This is a genomic window from Streptomyces sp. NPDC001544, assembly GCF_042894285.1.
Classification (GTDB): domain Bacteria; phylum Actinomycetota; class Actinomycetes; order Streptomycetales; family Streptomycetaceae; genus Streptomyces.
Window position 1 is genome coordinate 123,955 of the sequence record NZ_JBIAVN010000016.1, and the last position, 19,130, is coordinate 143,084.

Annotated in this window: 12 protein-coding genes and 1 tRNA gene; 7 read left to right on the forward strand and 6 right to left on the reverse strand. The window is 71.5% G+C overall.

Translation table 11 applies throughout. The features are described 5' to 3' along the window. Positions 1 to 166: 166 nt before the first annotated feature. Positions 167 to 3,049, reverse strand: a complete 2,883-nt coding sequence (locus tag ACFY0F_RS31055; RefSeq protein ID WP_388801581.1) for an AAA family ATPase — start codon at positions 3,047 to 3,049, stop codon at positions 167 to 169. 187 nt (positions 3,050 to 3,236) lie between these two features. Between ACFY0F_RS31055 and ACFY0F_RS31060 the strand changes: the two genes are divergently transcribed. From ACFY0F_RS31060 to ACFY0F_RS31075, 4 genes are all read left to right on the forward strand, one after another. Further along, positions 3,237 to 4,220 carry a helix-turn-helix domain-containing protein gene (locus ACFY0F_RS31060; RefSeq protein WP_388801584.1) on the forward strand — a complete coding sequence of 328 codons (984 nt, stop codon included), beginning with the start codon at positions 3,237 to 3,239 and terminating at the stop codon, positions 4,218 to 4,220. A gap of 201 nt (positions 4,221 to 4,421) precedes the next feature. After that, positions 4,422 to 7,229 (forward strand): AAA family ATPase, encoded by a 2,808-nt coding sequence (locus ACFY0F_RS31065; RefSeq protein ID WP_388801587.1) that lies wholly within the window; start codon positions 4,422 to 4,424, stop codon positions 7,227 to 7,229. Between the two features lie 352 nt (positions 7,230 to 7,581). Then, the gene (locus tag ACFY0F_RS31070; RefSeq protein ID WP_388801590.1) at positions 7,582 to 8,208 is read left to right on the forward strand and encodes a LuxR C-terminal-related transcriptional regulator; all 627 of its coding nucleotides are present in this window, start codon (positions 7,582 to 7,584) and stop codon (positions 8,206 to 8,208) included. A 368-nt stretch (positions 8,209 to 8,576) separates the two neighbouring features. After that, positions 8,577 to 9,611: an RICIN domain-containing protein gene (locus tag ACFY0F_RS31075; protein ID WP_388801593.1), complete on the forward strand. Its 1,035-nt coding sequence runs from the start codon at positions 8,577 to 8,579 to the stop codon at positions 9,609 to 9,611. A 62-nt stretch (positions 9,612 to 9,673) separates the two neighbouring features. Here the strand turns inward: ACFY0F_RS31075 and ACFY0F_RS31080 are convergent, their stop codons facing one another. The 4 genes from ACFY0F_RS31080 to ACFY0F_RS31095 all read right to left on the reverse strand — a co-directional run bounded on the left by ACFY0F_RS31080 (position 9,674) and on the right by ACFY0F_RS31095 (position 13,388). Beyond that, on the reverse strand, positions 9,674 to 10,135 hold the full coding sequence (locus tag ACFY0F_RS31080; RefSeq protein WP_388801596.1) for a DUF3592 domain-containing protein: 462 nt from the start codon (positions 10,133 to 10,135) through the stop codon (positions 9,674 to 9,676). Positions 10,136 to 10,243: 108 nt separating this feature from the next. Further along, entirely contained in the window at positions 10,244 to 10,849 is a 606-nt protein-coding gene (locus tag ACFY0F_RS31085) for a lytic polysaccharide monooxygenase (protein ID WP_388801599.1), read from the reverse strand. 94 nt (positions 10,850 to 10,943) lie between these two features. Next, a complete protein-coding gene (locus ACFY0F_RS31090; RefSeq protein WP_388801601.1) occupies positions 10,944 to 12,005 on the reverse strand; it encodes an SPFH domain-containing protein in 1,062 nt (353 codons plus the stop codon). Between the two features lie 57 nt (positions 12,006 to 12,062). Beyond that, positions 12,063 to 13,388, reverse strand: coding sequence for a peptidoglycan-binding protein (locus tag ACFY0F_RS31095; protein ID WP_388801605.1), 1,326 nt, complete (start codon positions 13,386 to 13,388; stop codon positions 12,063 to 12,065). Between the two features lie 201 nt (positions 13,389 to 13,589). Between ACFY0F_RS31095 and ACFY0F_RS31100 the strand changes: the two genes are divergently transcribed. The 3 genes from ACFY0F_RS31100 to ACFY0F_RS31110 all read left to right on the forward strand — a co-directional run bounded on the left by ACFY0F_RS31100 (position 13,590) and on the right by ACFY0F_RS31110 (position 18,015). Then, positions 13,590 to 13,666: transfer RNA gene (locus ACFY0F_RS31100), tRNA-Lys, on the forward strand. Positions 13,667 to 14,113: 447 nt separating this feature from the next. Beyond that, a complete protein-coding gene (locus ACFY0F_RS31105; protein ID WP_388801609.1) occupies positions 14,114 to 16,081 on the forward strand; it encodes a glycosyltransferase family 2 protein in 1,968 nt (655 codons plus the stop codon). Beyond that, entirely contained in the window at positions 16,078 to 18,015 is a 1,938-nt protein-coding gene (locus ACFY0F_RS31110; protein ID WP_388801612.1) for a galactose oxidase-like domain-containing protein, read from the forward strand. Before ACFY0F_RS31105 ends, ACFY0F_RS31110 begins: the two co-directional genes overlap by 4 nt. Positions 18,016 to 18,076: 61 nt before the next feature. On the opposite strand, the gene ACFY0F_RS31115 is transcribed toward ACFY0F_RS31110, so the two are convergent. Beyond that, positions 18,077 to 19,123, reverse strand: coding sequence for a glycoside hydrolase family 6 protein (locus ACFY0F_RS31115; protein WP_388801614.1), 1,047 nt, complete (start codon positions 19,121 to 19,123; stop codon positions 18,077 to 18,079). Between the last annotated feature and the right edge of the window lie 7 nt (positions 19,124 to 19,130).

The window sequence follows — 19,130 nt, forward strand, 5'->3', positions numbered from 1 at the left end:
GGTGCGGGTCTCGCGAGCCGCAGCATGGCTGCTCGCCCACCCTAGGAACCGGCCCGGACGAAGTCCGGAGCCGGACGGACACTTTGTCCGTGCGGACCACGGATGTTGCCTGCGCGTTCAACGGCTGCGGCCGGTGTCCGACCCCCGGAGGGGGCCGACCGGGCTGTCAGATCGCGGTCGCGCCGTTTCCCGGGACGGGTCCGCCCTGGCTACCGGCGGTGTCCGGCACCAGCCCCAGCCGGGCCAGACCGCCGTCCAGCCAGGCCGCGGCCAGCTTCACCCGGGAAGGGCACCCGGTACGTCTGTACAACCGGGTCAGCCGCTGCTCCACGGTCTTCTCGCTGCACGAGAGCCGGGCCGCGATCTGCCGGTTGGTCGCTCCGCCGCTGACCAGCTCGATCAGGCTGATGTCCTGCTCGCTGAGCCCGCTGCTCGCCGAACGGCGCCTCGGCAGCGACACGTTCCGGCGTTGCGCCATGCGGTCGATCACGGCGCGCACCGGCCGCCCGATCGCCATCATGTCCGAGATCCGCCTCGCCTCGACGAACCACGGCTGGGGGTCGTCGCCGACCGCCAGCAGGCAGTAGCAGCACAGCAGGTCCAGGGGCGTGTCGCCCCGCTGGGCCAGCGACCGGTGGGCGGCCGGCAGGCCCCTGCCCGCGTCACGATGCACCAGGCCACGTCCGATGAGCACCGCCTCCCGGCTCATGGGCGAGGCCTCCTCCTCGTGCAGCGCCTCCAGCTCCTCCAGCGCCTGCCGCGCCGTCTCCGGCCGCTCCTCCAGCACGGCCACCACGAGAATCCGCAGCAGCACCCGCTCCACGCCCGCGAGCGTGCCGTCCTTGAGTGCCCGGCGCACGGCGAGCCATCCGCCCGCCAGCGCCTCGTCCGTCTGCCCCGACCAGTACCGCACGGCGATGCGCGCCCGGTCCACCAGTGGATGGACCACGTCGTCGGGGATGAGGTCCAGCCAGGCGCGGGCGTGCCCCAGCTCACCGCGCATGCAGTGGATCTCCGCCGCCAGCGCCCGGGCCAGCTGCCCCGGCCCGACCGCGCCGTCGGGGCGGCTGCGTGTCTCGATCCGGCGCGCGGAGGACAGGGCGCTGTCCCAGCGTCCCTGGAGGTAGTCACGCACCATCGCCCGGTAACGGATGGCGGTGCTGTGTCCGGCTCCGGTGTAACGGTCACCCAGCACGGCTGCGAAGGCGCCCGCCAGGTCCCCGTAGGCCGCGGCGTTCCGCAGCCGGTCGAGGGCCTCGTCGGTGACGGCGCCCGACGGCAGCGCCTGCCGCGCGCGGTCGAGCTCCGCCTTGCCGCCCACGGCGGCGGCCACCAGCCGCAGTTCGACGTCCGCGGGCAGCGGGCCGTGGGCGCAACCCGGGGTGGGCCCGGGGGGCTCGACGTCGTCCCATGCCGTCAGGGCCACCGGACCGATCCCGTACAGCCCGGCGAGCGACACCGCCCTCGCCACGGCCGGCATCTGCTCCAACGCGGTTCGGTATCGCTCGCCGTCGCCCTGGCAGGAGGGGAACCGGTGCTCGTGCAGCGCCGCGAGAACCCATAACCGGACCGAGAGTTGCAGGGCGGTCCGGTGCCCGCCGGACCGGCCTCCGGCGGGCGCGTGGTCCGCCCACCGTTCCACACAGGCGAGCAGCGGCTGACCGAGTTCCAGCACCTCCTCGTAGTCGGCGTACCGCAGGCTGAGTTCGGCGGTCTCGCGGAGCACGCCCGGCGTCCTGGGGTCACCGGGGGACAGCCGCCGCAGTGCCGACCGGTAGGCCTGCGTGGCCCGCCGCAGGGCCGACGGTGCGTAGTTGCGGCCGGCGGCGAGCAGCAGCGGGACCGCGATCCCGTCGTCCAGCAACGGGCCGGCCGCCGCGACGTGATCGGCCAGATACGGGTAGCGGGCGCCCGCGGTGGCGGCGTCCATGCGGTCGGTCACCGACGTGACGATCCGGGCGTGGACGCGCGGCGGATCGCTTCGCTCGGGCAGCGTCCGCAATGTCGCGGCCAGCGCGGGAACGGGGAACGACAGGCGGCGGTCGTCGTCGACGGTCAGCACCTCGTCCTTGACGAACCGGTCCACCTCGGCGGCGACCGCCGCGGCGTGTGCCCCGTCGTCCGGCCACATGAAGTGGAGGTCGTCGACACGCACTTCGCCGCCATCGATCAGGTGGGCCAGCGCGGCGGCCAGCTCCACGGACTCGGCGTCCATGCCGGGCCGCACGAGCTGGAGCAGTCCGTCCGGCCGGCTGAGCGGGCCCAGCCGGTCCGTGCACTCCAACACGCAGAGCGTGCCGTCCAGTTCGAGCAGGCGGCCACTCTCGCGCCAGCAGGTCAGCAGGGACAGCACCGCCTCCGGGTTTCCGGCCAGCGGCCCGAGCGCCCGCGACAGCGCCGTGAGCAGCGCCGGTTCGACGGGCCGGCCGGCCCACCACACGGCCAGCTCGCCGATCCCGGACGGCGGAAGCGGCCGCAGTTCCAGCACCCGGTCGGCCGTCGCCGCCAAGCCGGTTCCGCCGGCCCGTGCCGCGGCCGCGGGACGGCCGGCCATCACCACGGGGATGTCCGCAGGGCGGAAGGCGCGCAGGAGCACCCCCAGAGCGGAGGCGGTCTGCGGCGGCATCCGCTGCACGTCGTCGAGAACGACAGCGAAGGGGAAGGACCGGGCGGCGTCGGCCAGTACCTCACCCATGGTCTTCAGCAGGACCGATTCACCACCGCGGTGGGTGATGCGCCACTGGACCCGGCGTACGGCGGTGATCCGGGCCGGCAGCCAACCGTCGTGGATCCTGGCGAGCACGTCGCACACCGCATCGGCCAGGGCCGCCACACCAGGTGGCTCCTCGGTGTCCTCCCAGTTCATCGGCACGATCTTGGCGCCGTTCCGCGTCGCCACCAGCCGCGCCTGCTCCAGCAGGGCGGTCTTCCCCACGCCGGCCCGGCCGCTGATCAGCAGGGTCTGCGCCGGCGTACCGGCGGAGCCCAGGATCCGGGCCACTTCGTCGACCTCGTGGTTCCGCCCGACGAGAGGCGCACGGTGCCGCACGAGCACTCCTCCCACATCTGCGAATCACAGCCTTCGGAGTCGGTCGACCGCACTGGCGCGGCCGACGGACAGTAGATCGTTGACTGTTCAAGTGCAGCCAAGAGTAGGGACGGTGGTGCGGAGGGAGCGTGTACCGTTGCGACACCAGATGGGATTGAGGCGACATCTTCATCGGCGCGGAGGAAGCATGAGGAGCGAGCCGCGTTTCCTTGGTCCGGGCGGCGCGACGGGCACGTTCGCCGTCGACGCGAGCACCACCGGCACCGGCCGGGGCACCTGGGAGCCGTTCATCAGCACCTGGAACGACCGCCTGGGAGACCTCTACCCCCTGCCGGAGTTCAGCGCTTCCACAGTCGAGGGCTTCCAGGGAACGATGCAGTCGGTGGCCCTGCACGACATCGCCGTGAACGAACTCTGGGCCTCCTCTCCCGTCAGCACCCGGGCGGTCGGGACGTACGAGCACGACCAGGTCAGGCTGTACGTCGGGCTGCGCGGCGCGGTGGCCCTGCAGGACCCGCACGACCAGGGCGGTGACGCGTACGTCACGGCCGGGACCTACTTCATGCACCACGTCGTGACGGAGAACCACTTCCACACCACGCCGCAGATCGGCACCCGCATGTTCAACTTTCCCGGCGACGCCCTGCGGTCCCTCGTCGCCGGGAGACCACGCATCGGGCAGGCCACCTCGCCCGCGGCGCAGATCCTCATGGCACACGCCGGCATGGTGCAGCGGACCGTGAGCGAGCTCAGCCCCGCGGGGGCGCACGCCTCCCGCAACGCCCTGCTGGAACTCGCCAAGGGACTGGCCCTGGACCAGTTCGACGACTGCGAGCCCGCCTTCACCCCGTCGCTGGCCCAGGCGGCCAAGGACCTGGCCGACACCCGGCTCACCGACGCCGACCTCTCCCCGAGCACGGTCGCCGCGCACCTGCATGTCTCCGTCCGCACCCTGCAGCGGGCCTTCGCGAGTCTCGACGAGTCGTTCAGCGCCTACATCCGCCGCCGACGCCTGGAGGCGGCCGCCACCGCGCTCACCGCCCCGGGATCACGCCTCACCGTCTCCGAGGCCGCCGCGCTGTGGCACTTCACCGACAGCAGCCACTTCGTCCGCGCCTTCAAGAAGCAGTACGGGACGACACCGGCGCGGTTCGCGCGCCGCCCCGTCTGACGGCCAAGGCGTCGTGCGGGCGGCCATAATGACTGCCGTGGACGTACGTTCGTCCGCTGGAGTCCGCCCGGGAGGACCGGGCGCACCCGCCTGCTGTGCACCGTTCAGCGAAAGGCGCGGTCGGAAGTGACTGATCGGACAGTGACGACAGACGTGGTCCACGGTGACACGTCGCCACACGTGGACCGCACGCGGGAGCGCATGGTCGGACGTGAGTCGGAACTGGACGCGATCCACGGCCTGCTGAGTGATCCGGACGGGCCGCGCCTGGTGTACGTCCGGGGCGAACCGGGGGCGGGGCGCAGCTCGTTACTGCGAGCGGTTCATGGACGACTGCGCGCGGAAGGCACCGGCGCGCTGTTCTTGGCGTGCGTGCCAGGCGATGAGCACCACCCTTTGCTGCTGGCTCTGCGCCTGATCACGACGCTGCTGAAGCCCCAGTCCGGCACGGCGCAGCAGCAGTCGGACGGCAGGCCGGTGGCGGACCTGATGTCCGCTGCCGAGAAGGGCGACCGGACGGCGGCGGCTGAAGCGCTCACCGCCGCTCTGACGCACTGCGGACCCACGGTGCTGGTGGTCGACGACATCGAGCACGGTGACGCCGACTCGCTCACCGTCCTCGGCGAACTCGATGCCGCGCGCATCGGTCCGGGCGTCCGGCTGGTGGTGTCGGCGGGCCGGTCGGTGAAGCCCCATGCGCCCGGCCTGGCCGGGTACCGGCCGGCGGACGGCACGGTGGTGCGGACCATCGACCTCCCGCGCCTGCTGCCCCACGACATCGCGACCGCCTTGGCGCGACGGTTCCGGGCGAGTCCCGAAGACGCGCTCGTCCGGCGGACGCACGAACTCACCCAGGGGGTCCCCGGGGCGATGGACGCCCTGCTCACCGCGTGGACGCGGCAGGACGCGATCCGGGTGGTCGGGGGTCACGCCTTCCTGGCCGTCGGCGTCCCGGTGCCGGCCCTGCCGGACAGTGCCCCGTTCCTCGCCCCGCTGCACAGGCTGGGCGAACCCGGCCGGACGGTGGCCGGCGCGCTGAGCGTGCTGTGGCCGTTGGGCCCCCGGGCCCCGCAGCTGATCGCGTCGTCCACCGGACTGTCCGACGCCTCTGTCGCCGAGGGCGTCCACGACCTGACCGAGGCGGGGATCATCGAGGAACTCCCCCGCCGGGACGGCGCCGCGGCAGGCGGTTGGGCGTTCCGCGTGCCGCTGACGGCCCGCGTCGTCGAAGCCCGGCTGGGCCCCTTGGAACGCAGCCGGCTGTCCGCCGCCGCGGTCGAGGCGCTGTGGAACACGGCGGAAGGAGGCAGCGGCGCCCGGCGGGTGGCCGTCGCGCTCCCGCAGCCGCACGCGGACTTCTATCTGGCGGACCGGATCGCGGACGCGGGTCCCCTGGTCGACCGTGACCGCGCGGTGGCGGAGCTGACCGCGATCGCGGAACGCGAGTGGCCCGACTTCGGCGGCCGGGGGATGCTGCGCTGGTTCCGGGCGGCGGCCCGCCTCATCGAGGACCCGGCGGCCCGCGGTCCGGCCCTGCTGCGGAACGCGAGGGCCGCGTACGCTTCGGGCGACTACCCGGCGGCACGGTCGATCGCCGAGTCACTGCTGCGCACGCCTCCCGACGGTGTCACCGTGCCGGTGCTCCAGGGCATCGCCGGTGTGCTGGCGTCAGCGACAGCGGTCGAGAAGGACTGGGCGTTCCTGAAGCGGATGGCCGCGGCGCGGTGGTGGGACAGACTGCCGCTGCCCGCCGGGGTGGCCGTGGGAGGCAGGGCGGTGGCCCTGTGCCAGCTCGGGAGGTGGCGGGAGGCCCTGGATCTGCTGGAGGGGACCGAGTCGGTATGGCACACCACCACGGACGAGCGTGTGGTACCCACTCTCGAAGCCTACCGCGTCGTCGGTGAGTTGATGGTGGGCAGACCCGAGCTGTTCACGCGCTCACTCACCTCGCCGGAGCTGCTGGAGCTGCCTCCCGACCTGCGGTACGTGCTGACGGTGGTCCAGTGCGAACAGCTGCTCTGCTCCTGCGACCTGCAGGGGGTGCGTGCCCTGCTGTCCGACCGTGGGCTGGCGCCCGAAGCACTCCCACCGTACAGCCTGTTCCTCTGGCACCACCTGGAGGGCCGCTGGGACGAGGCACTCAAACATGCCCGCTGGCTGCTGGCCACCGGTCAGGCGTTGTCGTCGGCCACCGACGGCTATCCGCTCGCGGCGCGGACCGCGGCCATCCTCCTCGCCCGGGGCGGCGTCAACAACGCGCACCGCCTGATCACCGACGCACGGGGCGGCCCGGACGGTCCCCTCGAGCACTCCCTGGACAGTGCCGAGGCCGAGGTGCTGCGGACCCTCGGCGACCTGTCCGGCGCCGCGGAGTCGCTCCGCCGCGGCCTGGGCGCCGCGAACGCCCGGGGACACGTCTTCGGAACCGACGAACTGTGGGCCGCCCTCGCCGACCTGCACGCCGAAGCCGGCCGCACCGGTGAGGCGGCGGCCTGCCTGAAGCGCCTTCAGAAGGTGGCGGAGCAGCTCGGCAGCGACCGCTCACGCCTGCTCTGCCTGCTGGCCTCGGCGAAGGTCCGGCGCCAGGACGACCCCGGCCGAGCCCGACGGGACCTGCGGGAGGCGGTGGAGCTGGCCCGCTCCCGGTCGCAGCCGTTCGAGACCGCGGTCACCCTGTCGGCAGCCGCCGGCAACGGCGCGGGCCCGGCCACCCTGCTGCACGAGGCCTACGAACTGTTCCAGCGGACCGGGTCCGCGCTGTGGCGCTTCCACACCAGGACGGCGCTGCGCGAAGCCGGACTCCCCGTCCCCGGCCGCAAAGAGGCCACAGCCGAGAGCGAGCACCTCCTCGCCACCCTGATCGCCGAGGGGCTCACGAACCGCCAGGTCGCCACCGTGCTGCGGCTCAGCGAAAAGGCCGTCGCCGACCGGATCTCCCGGCTGCTGGCGCGCACCGGTCTGCGGTCCCGCACCGAAGTCGTGACGGCCGTGCTCACCCAGGACTACTGACGCCACCGCCCGGTGGCCGGATATCTCCCTTCCCCCCGGCGAGAGGCACACTGCCGCACCCCGTCCGCACGGCCGGGTCCCGGCCCGTGGTGCTTCGCCCCCCCACCGCTGTTGTCCGCTCTGTGCCGGTCAGGTGTGCGCCACAGGCCGGACCGCGATGCCGGAATGAACCAGAAGCAACGCTTCCGCCCGGTTCGCCCGCCGGGCACTCGTGCGACATTTCCCTGCCCTTAGAGGGGACTGCCCGTATGGACACCGGGTGCGGATACCGCCATGACACGATCCTCGTCAGCTGTAACAGGCCGCACGACAAGCACGGTTCCCGAAGGGAAAGCGAATGCCGCAACAGGTGGTGAGAGACACGATCCGGGTGGCGATCCACGCTCCCGACGCCGTCACACGGGCCGGACTGGTCAGTTCCCTCAAGAGCGACCGCCGCGTCGTCGAGGTACCCGTGGACGAGCCGCACGAGGCCGACGTCATGGTGGCGGCGATCGACACCGTGGACGCCGGGGCCCTCGACCTGCTCCCCACCCTGTGCGACCGGCCGGAAGCACGCTTCGTACTGGTGGTGGGACGGCAGTGGCTCGCCAACGTCTCGACGGCGGTCGACAGGGGGGTGCGCGCCGTGCTGTGGCGCGACTCCTTCACCCCCCAGGCCTTCATCCGGACACTGCTCACCGTCGCGTCGGGCGGCGGCAGCTTCCCTCCCGCCCTTCAGGGCACCCTGCTGGAACAGGTGCAGTGGACCCACAGGGAGGTCCTCACCCCGCGCGGCCTGAACGCCTCCGGCGTCACACCCCGGGAGGTGGACGTGTTGCGCCTGGTGGCCGACGGCCAGGAACTCTCGGAGATCGCGCGGAAGCTCTCCTACTCGGAGCGCACCGTCAAGTACATCCTCTACGGCCTCATGAAGCGCATGCAGCTGCGCAACCGGGCCCACGCCGTCTCCTACGCCATACGCTCGGGCATCATCTGAGGGCTTCCGGCGCCCCTCGCCACGAAGGGGCCGGCCCAGCGGCAGTACAAGGCAGCGGGCGTGCAGGACGCCCGCTCGGACAACGTTGCCAACGATCGAAGAGGTCGGCCCGCCGAAGTCCCGACCGGGCCGACCTGCGCCGACCTGCCTGGCCCGAAGGGCGGTCCCCGTCCGATCCACCGCCAGGTACCACAGAACCCTCGGAAGGAGGGCGTGGCTTGTCCTCGTCCCCGCAGCAAGACGCCGCCGGTGCCACCAGGAGTCCACTGGTCCGCCGAGCGGTCGCACTGCCCGCGATACCCGACAGCCCCTCCGCGGCACCCACCCCTGACCCCACGTCACAACCACCGCGACAGGCGGCGGTTCCGGTGGCCGGAGCGACCGGCGCGCCCTCGAGTGCGGACAAGGACGCACGCACGGGCAGACCGGCGGACAGCGGCTCACCGGCGTTGTGGGAGAACGATCCGTCGTTGGCCGAGACGGCCGTACCAGAAGACCCTCCCCGGTCCGCGGCCACGGACACCGGCGAGCGCGCGCGGATTCCGTCCGGCCGGCCGAGAGTGGTGTTCGTCGGCGCGGTCCTCGGTGCCGCTGCGCTGCTCGCGATCCCGTTCCTGGCGACCGGCTCGAACTCGTCGTCGAAGGGCGCCCACGGAACTCCGCTCAAGGCCGCCGACGTCCCTGCGAGCGGTTACCTGCCACAGCAGAAGGCGCTCCCGTCGGCCACGGCGGCCGCACGGTCGAAGTCCCCCTCCGGGGGGCATGCGGCGTCATCCGCTCCCGGCCGCTCGTCATCGCCGCGCAACACCCACGGACCCGCGTCCGGGCCCGCTGCCGGGGCGCACAAAAGCGGTCACGGCAAGCCCCGGCCCGGCGGTCACAGGACTGCGAAGAGCGCCAAGAAGTCCACCGTCATCGTCCCCGCGGTGTTCGCAGGCGCCGACAACATGCTCCTGAAGAACCTCGGGACGGGCTACTGCGCCGACGTGCCGAACTACGGCCCCGGCGCCAAGAACGATCCGGTCCAGCAGTTCCAGTGCCAGTCGGGCTCGACGGACAACCAGATGTGGAACCTCGCGGTCACCTCGGGACCGAAGGGGCCGGGCGGGGCGCGGCTGTTCGTCATCCGCAACACCAAGGACGGCCTGTGCATGGACCTTCCGAACTACGGGGGCCAGGCGGCCGGTACGAAGGTGATCGAGTTCTCGTGCGACGGCACGAACAAGGACAACCAGCTCTGGTACCTGGCGTACGGGCACCGGAACCACTACCGGATACGCAACCTGGCGAGTCACGGTCTCTGTCTCGGCGTCACCGGCGGCACGGGAGCCGGACCCGACGCCCGGCTCCAGATCCAGTCCTGCGGGTCCACAGCCGGGGACTGGGGATGGTCGTCCCGGTGACCGTGCGCACCCTGGAGTCCATGGCGTCGCACGGCGATTGACATGACGTCAGCCGTGGAGGGCTACGGCATCAGGCCGTCCGACTCCGCGAAGATGACATGGGTGACGAACATGAAGGCGACGCACAAGGCGATGAACACGCCGAAGAAGACCAGCATGCAGCCGGTGCCCGCGGCGAGCTTGCCTCGCGCGGGGGCGTGCGCCGTGGCCCGCTCGGGCCGGTCCGCCAGGTAGTGGACGGTCACGTGATCGCCCTCGAGGACGGTCGCGGGGCCGTTCGCCTCTTCGAACCGGACCGTGTGTCCGTCACGTGTCGTGAACTCGTAGACGTGGTGGAGCGTGGTGCTCACGGAGGTGTTCCCACCGCCGCTGGTCGTGGTGTACGACCGCAGACATCGGCCCTCGGCCGTGAGCCCGCTGTTCCAGGCGCTGCTGATCTGCCGGGAGCGGCCGAACAGCCGGACCGCGGCGAACGCGACGAACGCGATCATGACAAGAGGTACGGCGTAGAACACGGCTTCCATGAGATCCCCCGGAGACGCGCACGCCGTTCCTGATGATCGGCGTGGCGGGAACGTACCCCGCCCGTCGGCGCGCGCGCCTCAAGGGAAGCTCTGAAAACTGAGCGGCGGTCAGAACGTGACGTCCGAGCAGGCGTAGAACGCGTTGCCCGTGTCGGCGATCGTCCAGACCGCGAGGATGACGTGGTGGCCGCTCAGGCCGCTCGGCAGGGTGCCGCTGTGGCTGAGGGTGGCCGGCGGGCGCTGCCCGTTGTAGGGGACGGTCAGGAACGGGGTGGTGTTGAGGTCCGAGCGGGACAGGGCGTGGTTCTGGTTCCAGCCCTGCTTGGTGACGTAGTACCTGAAGTCGGTGGTGGCGTGCATGGCGGTGAACTGCCAGCGGAAGGTGTAGCTCCTGCCGCCGGTCACCTTCGTGGTCGGCCAGGCCTCGCCGGACGGCGTCTTCGGTGAGCTGAGCTGGGCGAACCGGCTGACGCCGCCGTTGCAGATCTGGCCGTCCGCCGGACCGGACGCGGGGAAGCCCTTGGGGCCCTCGACGCTCTGCGGCTCCCACTGGATGTCGCCGCAGTTCGCCACGGTGCCGTTCTGGCAGAGCTTCTGCCTGCTGATGGGGAGGTCGGTGTAGCCGTGACCGCTCGCCCCGCCAATGGAGAGCACGAAGGCTCCGGCGGTGGCGAGGCCCAGCACGGCCGCGGACACCTTGGTCTGTGTGCGCATGCTGCCGCTCCTGGTGAACGTGGGGATTCAGTGAGCTGTGCAGGTCTAGACCAAGTGGGAGATTATTGCCGTTCGTCGAACATGTCCATCCCCGTCACACCGCCGGTTCCCGTCCCACGCAGAACGCCACCGTCAGGTCCCGCACCAGCACCTTGCGCTCGTAGTCGTCGAGTTCGACCAGCCCGCGCATGGTCAGCCGGGTGACCGTGTCCTCCACCGAGTCCACGACCGAGGAGAGCACGCTGGAGCGCTGCTGCGCGTCGAGCGCGGCGATCCGGCGGCGCTGCATGGCGGCGGCGATCTCGGGCGCGTACTCCACCCGGACCGGCTGCACCGAGAACACCTCCAGTCCCACCGGCGCGACCTCGGCCGCCACCAGCCGGGTCAGCGCCTCCCCGGCCGCCTGCGCGGCCCCCCGCGCCCCGCCCGGCGCCGCCACCGGCACCCGGGCCAGCGCCGCCTCCACGCACTCCCGCAGGTACGTCTCGTGGTCGTCGATCCCCAGCAGCGCCCGTGCGGTGTCCCGCACCCGCCACACCACCAGGACCACCGTCCGCAGCGCGACCCCGTTGCCGTCGGTCGCCGGCATCGGCTCGCTGCGCCAGTGCCGCAGGCGTACGTCCACCCCGCGGCGCGGCACCAGCGGGTTGATCCAGAGCAGGCCGGTGCGCCGTACCGTCCCCCGGTAGCGGCCGAACAGGCCGAGCACCAGGGCCCGCCCGGTCCGCCCCCGGGCCAGCCCGCCGAAGCCGAGCAGACCGAGGGTCCCGGCCCCGGCGCAGGCCGCCCACTGGGCGGGACCCGGTCCGGTGCCCGCGTACGCGGTGAGGCATCCGGCCAGCCCGCTCATCCCGGCGACCACCCCCGCCGCCCCGGGCAGCACCCGCGCCCGGCGCTCCATCAGCCCGGGCTCGGTGTCCGGCACCGGGCGCGGCCTGGCCGGGGCCGGACGCCTCAGGCGCGGCTGCTCGCCCGTGCCCTGTCTGCGGCCCACGACGGCCGGCCGCAGCGGCACCGGCGCCGGATCGGGGTCGTCACGGAAGAGGAGGTGGACGGGGATCTCGGTGGTGGCCTCGGTGTGGATCAGCCGGGTCGGCCGGGGCGGGTCCCCGGCGGGCCCCTCGGAATCGGACGTGTGCTCGGTCGTCGTGCTCATGCGTGCCTCCAGCCTCCGCGCCAGACGCTTCACGAATAGATGATTTTCGGACTGCGATTACGAGAACAGCCGCCGCCAGGTCTCCGGCCCCGGGTAGCCGTCCGCGGCGCCGCCCCGCCAGCCCTGGGCGCGCTGGAAGGCCTCGACGGCCCGCCGGTCGGCCTCGTCCCAGCGGGAGTCCGCCCCGTGGGGGTAGAACCTGCCGAAGCCCTTCTTGATCAGCTGCTGCGCCAGCCGGGTCACGTACGTGTTGTCCGCGCCCGGGCGGAACAGGTTCCGGCCCGGATACCCGGCGACGCCGTGCGAGGCGGGTGCGCCGGCCGCGCCGGGGGTGATGTCCTTGCCCTTGCCGGTGGTCAGCAGTTGCCAGGTGCGCGGCCCGGGCAGCCCGTTCGCGTCCGTGCCCGTCCAGCCCTGGGCGAGCTGGAACGCCCGGGTCGCCCGCCGGTCCGCCTCCGACCAGCGCGGGCCGGGTTCCCGGGTGTAGTACGGCCCGGCGCCGCGGGCGACCAGCATCCGGCCGAGCTGGGTGACGTACTTGTTGTCCGCGCCGGGCCCGAAGTACGCCTTCCCCGGGAAGGGGGTCCGTGCGGTCCTGGCGGACGCCGGGGCCGCGTCCTGCTTCGCCCCGTCCGCGGCGGCGGCCACCCCCTTGTAGCGGTAGGGGACGTACTTGGCGGAGTTGGTCCAGTAGGCGTACGGGGTGGACTGGCGGCGGGCGTGCGGGGGTGTCTGCTCGTAGGCGGTGTAGTAGGTGTGCGTGTAGTCGGTCCAGCCGCCGAAGAGGACGACGTGCGAGCCCTTCTCCGGGTTGTCGGGGTTGTGGAAGAGCAGCATGTCGCCGGGCTGCAGCTCCTCCTTGGAGATCTTCACGCCGTACTGGCCGAGGCTGCCGGTCCATTCGTTGCTGCCCAGGTTCCAGGCCATCGAGACGTAGCCCGAGCAGTCCTGCCGGTACCCGTCCGACCAGTACGCGGTCATGCTGTACGGCACCTGCGCGGCGACCCAGGTCTTCGCCCGGTTGATGATCTCCGTGCGGGTGGTGGGGGGCGGGTTGGCCGGGTCGGCGGGCTTGCCGCCCTTGCCGCCGGGGCCGTGCAGGGGCGTCTTGGCGCCCTGCGGGGTGGGGGGCGTGTCGCCGTCCGTCCTGAGGTGCGGCACGCCGGGCCGGGCCGGGGTGTGCGCCGGGGCGAGTGCGGCGGCCGGATGGCCCGCGCCGACGGCGGCGGACGCCGCGGCGGCCACCACGAGGGCCCCCCGGGCCGCCGGGTGGCCGCCGAACCTTCCGGACGGCCAGGAGGGACTCACGCGCCGCCGGTGGGCGCATCCGGGGCAGTCGCAGTCGCTCGCGGGGTCGACGTCCTCGAACACCGGAGCCACCATGCGACCTGCCTCACATCCCGCTTCGACGCTCTTGTTGAAATGTCCTAGTCTGTGCACGTTGATCAGTTTCCCAACTGTGTTCGCAACGCGCATGCTGACGGTCCGAATGATGTACGCACCCCTCACCCACTCGTGGACGCCGCCACGCTCCGGTGGTCCGGAGCACCCCCCGAGGTCGGGTAGAGTTGTCGACGTCAGCAGGCGCCGCTAGCTCAGTTGGTTAGAGCAGCTGACTCTTAATCAGCGGGTCCGGGGTTCGAGTCCCTGGCGGCGCACCATGATGCTCGACAGTGACAGGCCTCTCGTACGAACGAGGGGCCTGCCGCCATTTGCCCCCCGCCCTGGACACGGTTCGGTCCACCCGGGTGACTGCCGGGTGACGGCGTACGGTCGAGGGAGCCACAAGAGGCCGCTTCGGTGACATCCGTACCCGGCTGTCCCCCGTGGCCGTATTTGACCGGTGAACAGTGCGTCGCGTCTTGTGATCATGCCGAGCGCCGTAGAACCCTGTTGCTTCAACGCGCCGCCGCCTCACGGCAGTTGGGGGACTGTAACCGGTTGCGGCGGACAGGGGACGAGGGATCCCGTTCAGGAAGGGCCACCGAGGGGGGCGGCCCGCACCCGGAATGCCACGGTTCCATGCCTCCGGGGTGTGGAAGACATGGTGACTGTGGCTCGCCAGGAACGAACGAACACGCGCTGACCTGCGTGTGGGGGGATGACTCATGACGTCGACGCCGACGGGCGCCCGGCATAATCACGAACCATCACAGTCCGCGCACGACCGATCACAAACCACACAACCAAGAGGTCCGTCGCACCGGACCGACGACACGGGGGCGATCCGCCGCATAAGGAAGACCCTGCCGAGATACGACTACGAGCACCACAGCCGGCTCGCCGGCCCCCTCACCCAGCCCGACCCGGGCAAGCCGTACAGGGTGAGGTACCGCTCCCTGCTGTCGCAGGAGCCGCACCGCGTCCGCGCCGCGCTCATGCTGGGCGCGGCACCGCTGCTCTCCCTGGTCCTGCTGGGCTGGCTGCTCCAGCCCGGCCACTGGACCGAACGGGACTACCCGGCGTACGACTTCCTGCCGGCGCTGGACGTGGTGATGCTGGTCTCGATCGGCCTGATCGAGACCTTCCGCTGCCTGAACGTGCTGTCGAACGCGCACGCCACCCTGGTGGCCCGCGATCCCGTCCCGGTGGTGCCCGAGACCGGCACCCGGGTCGCCTTCCTCACCTCCTTCGTGCCCGGCAAGGAGCCGCTGGAGATGGTGACCAGAACCCTGGAGGCGGCCGTACGGCTGCGCCACCGCGGCCTCCTGCACGTCTGGCTGCTCGACGAGGGCGACGATCCGGAGGTGAAGGCGGTCTGCGCACGCCTCGGCGTGCACCACTTCACCCGCAAGGGCGTGGCCCGCTGGAACCGGCCCTCCGGCCCGCACCGCGCGAAGACCAAGCACGGCAACTACAACGCCTGGCTGGAGGCGCACGGCGACGGCTACGACTTCTTCGCCTCCGTCGACACCGACCACGTGCCGCTGCCCAACTACCTGGAACGGATGCTCGGTTACTTCCGCGACCCGGACGTCGGCTTCGTCATCGGCCCGCAGGTCTACGGCAACTACGACACGTTCGTCACCAAGGCCGCCGAGTCGCAGCAGTTCCTGTTCCACGCACTCATCCAGCGGGCGGGCAACCGGTACGGCGCCCCGATGTTCGTCGGCACGTCGAACGCCGTACGCATCAAGGCGATCCGGCAGATCGGCGGCCTGTACGACTCCATCACCGAGGACATGGCGACCGGCTTCGAGATCCACCGCGCCAAGAACCCGGCGACGGGCCGCAGGTGGCGTTCGGTCTACACCCCGGACGTGCTCGCGGTCGGCGAGGGCCCGAACGCCTGGACGGACTTCTTCACCCAGCAGCTGCGCTGGTCGCGGGGGACGTACGAGACGATCCTCAAGCAGTACTGGAAGGGCTTCTTCTCGATGCCCCCGGGCAAGCTCTTCAACTACACGATGATGATCATCTTCTACCCGATGTCCGCCCTCAACTGGATCCTCGCGGCGCTGAGTTGCTCCCTGTTCCTTGGTCTGGGCGCCTCGGGGGTGAACATCGACCCGACCGTGTGGCTGATGCTCTACGGCAACGCCTCCGCGCTGCAGATCGGCCTGTACGTGTGGAACCGGCGGCACAACGTCTCGCCGCACGAGCCGGAGGGCTCCGGCGGTGTCGCGGGCATGATGATGTCGGCGCTGTCCGCGCCGGTGTACGCCCGCTCGCTGATGGACGCCGTGCTGCGCCGCAGGAGCAGGTTCGTGGTCACGCCCAAGGGCGCGTCGGCCAGCCCCGACACCCTGTTCGGGACCTTCCGGATCCACTGGTTCTTCATCCTGCTCTTCGGCGGCTCGCTCGCCGCGGGCTTCGTCTTCGGGCACTCCCACCCGGCGATGGTCACCTGGGCCTCGTTCGCCCTGCTGATCACCGCCTCGCCGATCGTCGTGTGGCGGTACACGCTGCGGCGGGAGCGCAGAGCACCCGCCGCCGCACCCGGGCCGGCCGAGCCGGCCGAGCCGGCCGAGCCGGAGGACGCCGTTCCCGTCGGACACGCGCCGCACCCCCGGGTGAGGGCGGAGGAACAGACGATGCAGATCGTGCTCGGTGGACTTGGGGGACGTAAGGAATGAACGACAGTGCCGGCCGCCGCCGGGCCCGTCGACTCGCGATCGGCACGGCGGTGGTACTCGCGCTGGCCGGGACGAACGGGCCGTGGGTCTACCGCTTCGGGACCGCGCAGTACCACGAGTACGCGATCAACAGACCTGAGTACAAGGCCGAGAACGGCCACTGGGACATCGTCGAGTTCCCCCCGCGGTACCGCCAGGACACCATCCACGCGGCGCTCCTGCACACCGGCAAGGTGCTGCTGGTCGCGGGCTCGGGCAACAACCAGAAGAACTTCGACCGGAAGAAGTTCGACACCCGGATCTGGGACCCGGTCAAGGGCACGATCAAGAAGGTCCCCACGCCCAACGACCTGTTCTGCACCGGCCACACCCAGCTCGCCGACGGCAGGCTGCTGATCGCGGGCGGCACGAAGCGGTACGAGAAGCTCAAGGGCGACGTCACCAAGGCCGGCGGCCTGATGATCGTCCACAACGAGAACCCGGACAGGCCGATCACCCTGCCCGCGGGAACCGTCTTCACCGGCAGGGCGAACCACAAGACGTTCGTCTCCAAGGACCCGGTGCTCGTACCCCGCGCGAAGAAGGTGTTCGACAGGAGGACCGGGAAGTACCTGCGCAACGACCCCGGCCTCGGCCGGATCTACGTCGAGGCGCAACGGCGCGGCACCAGGTACGAGACGGGCTCCCAGGACAACTACCGCATCCGGGGCCTGCGGGGCCTCGACGCCCGCAACACCTACGGCATCGCGCAGAAGCTCGCCCTCGACAAGAAGGACTTCCAGGGGATCCGGGACGCCTACGAGTTCGATCCCGTCGCCGAGAAGTACATCAAGGTCGACCCGATGAACGAGGCCCGCTGGTACCCGACGCTCACCACCCTGAGCGACGGCAGGATCCTCAGCGTCTCCGGCCTCGACGACATCGGCCAGCTGGTCCCGGGGAAGAACGAGATCTTCGACCCGAAGACCGGGAAGTGGACCTACACCGGGAAGATCCGCCAGTTCCCCACCTACCCGGCGCTGTTCCTGATGCAGAACGGGAAGATCTTCTACTCGGGGTCCAACGCGGGCTACGGGCCGGACGACGTCGGCCGTGACCCGGGTGTCTGGGACGTGGCCGACAACAGGTTCAGCAAGCTGCCCGGGCTGAGCGACCCGGACATGATGGAGACCTCGGGCACGGTGCTGCTGCCGCCGGCGCAGGACGAGAGGTTCCTGGTGATCGGCGGCGGCGGGGTCGGCGAGTCCAGGCTGTCCAGCAGGAGGACCCGGCTGATCGACCTCAAGGCCGCCCACCCGAGGTTCGTGGACGGGCCGTCACTGGAGAAGGGCACCCGGTACCCGCAGTCCTCGATCCTGCCCGACGACACCGTGCTGGTGTCCGGCGGCTCGGGGGACTACCGGGGCCGCGGCGACTCCGACATCCGCCAGGCGCGGCTCTACCACCCGGACGGCAACAGCTTCACCCGGGTCGCCGACCCGCTCGTGGGCCGCAACTACCACTCCGGGTCGATCCTGCTGCCCGACGGCCGCGTCATGTTCTTCGGCTCCGACTCGCTGTACGGGGACAAGGCCGGCACCAAGCCGGGCACGTTCGAGCAGCGGATCGAGATCTACACCCCGCCGTACCTCTACCGGAAGTCCCGGCCGACGCTCGGCTGGGGCCCGCAGACCATCGCGCGGGGCGCCTCCGGGACGTTCACCGCACGGCACGCGTCCAGGATCAGGAAGGTCCGGTTGATCCGGCCCAGCGCGTCGACGCATGTGACGGACGTGGACCAGCGGTCCGTCGCCCTGGACTTCCGGACGGCCGGCGACAAGGTCACCGTGACCGTGCCGAAGAACCGGAACCTGGTGCCGTCGGGGTGGTACATGCTGTTCGTCGACGACGCATGGGGGACGCCCAGCAAAGCGCGGTGGGTCAGGGTCCCGTAGCGACGGTGCACCGGGGGGCGCCTTCCATGTCGGAGGGCGCCCCCCGGTCGTGGGGCGCGGACTACCCGCCGGCCCGGGCCGCCAGCCCCAGCGCGTAACTCGGCCACCAGTCACCGGCCTTCGGCCCGCCCTTGCAGGTGCCGTCCGACTCCCCCGGCCGCTTGACCCAGAGATACGCGTCCACCAGGGGGTCCGCCGTCCTGGTCGTCGGCGTCTCCCCCAGCGCCCGGCCCGGCGGGTTGCACCACCGTTCGGCCGGGTCGCCGCCCGTGTAGGGGCCGTTGCCGTTGCGGCTGGTGTCGACGACGAAGTGCTTGCCGCCGAGCTTGGCGGAGAGCTGCTTGCCGTAGGTGATGGAGTCCCTGGTGGAGTAGAAGTTGGCGACGTTGACGGCGAAGCCGTCGGCCAGGTCGGCGCCGGCCCGCCGCAGGGGATCGAAGATCTGGTCGGGCCGGCCCCAGCCGGCGTTCCCGGCGTCCAGGTACACCTTCGTGCGCTTGAGGGACTTGAGCCTGGTGACCGCGGTGCGGAGGAGGAAGTAGCGCTCCTCCTGGAACCGGGCCGGGGTGCAGCCGTCCACCAGGTGCAGGACGGCGTCGGGCTCGACGATCACCGTCGCCGGCCGGTCACCGATGCCTCTCGCCACACCGTCGATCCAGGCCCGGTAGGCGTCCCCGTCGGCGGCCCCGCCCCGCGAGTACTGGCCGCAGTCGCGGTGCGGGATGTCGTAGAGCACGAGCAGGGCCGTGCGGTCGGACTTCTCGGCGGCCTCGGTGAAGCCCCGGGCCTCCTGCTCTGGGTTCTCCGGGCCGATCCACTCGCCGGTCGGCTGCTCGGCCATCTTCCTGATCCGCCCGGCGGCGGCCTTGTCACCGCTCTTCTCGTAGGCGGCCACCTGCCGGGCCGCGTTCCCGTCCGGGTTCACCCAGAACGGGTCGGCGTCCTTGGGCTGCTGCGTGATCGCGGACTTCGGCTCGTCCACCGCCTTGTCACCTCCCGCCGGGGATCCCCCGGAGGAGCACCCGGCGGCCAGCAGAGCCGCCCCCAGCACCACCGCGACCGCCCCGGCGCGTAACGGGGACAGGGCCGCCCCCCAGCTGTCGTACATCCAACTC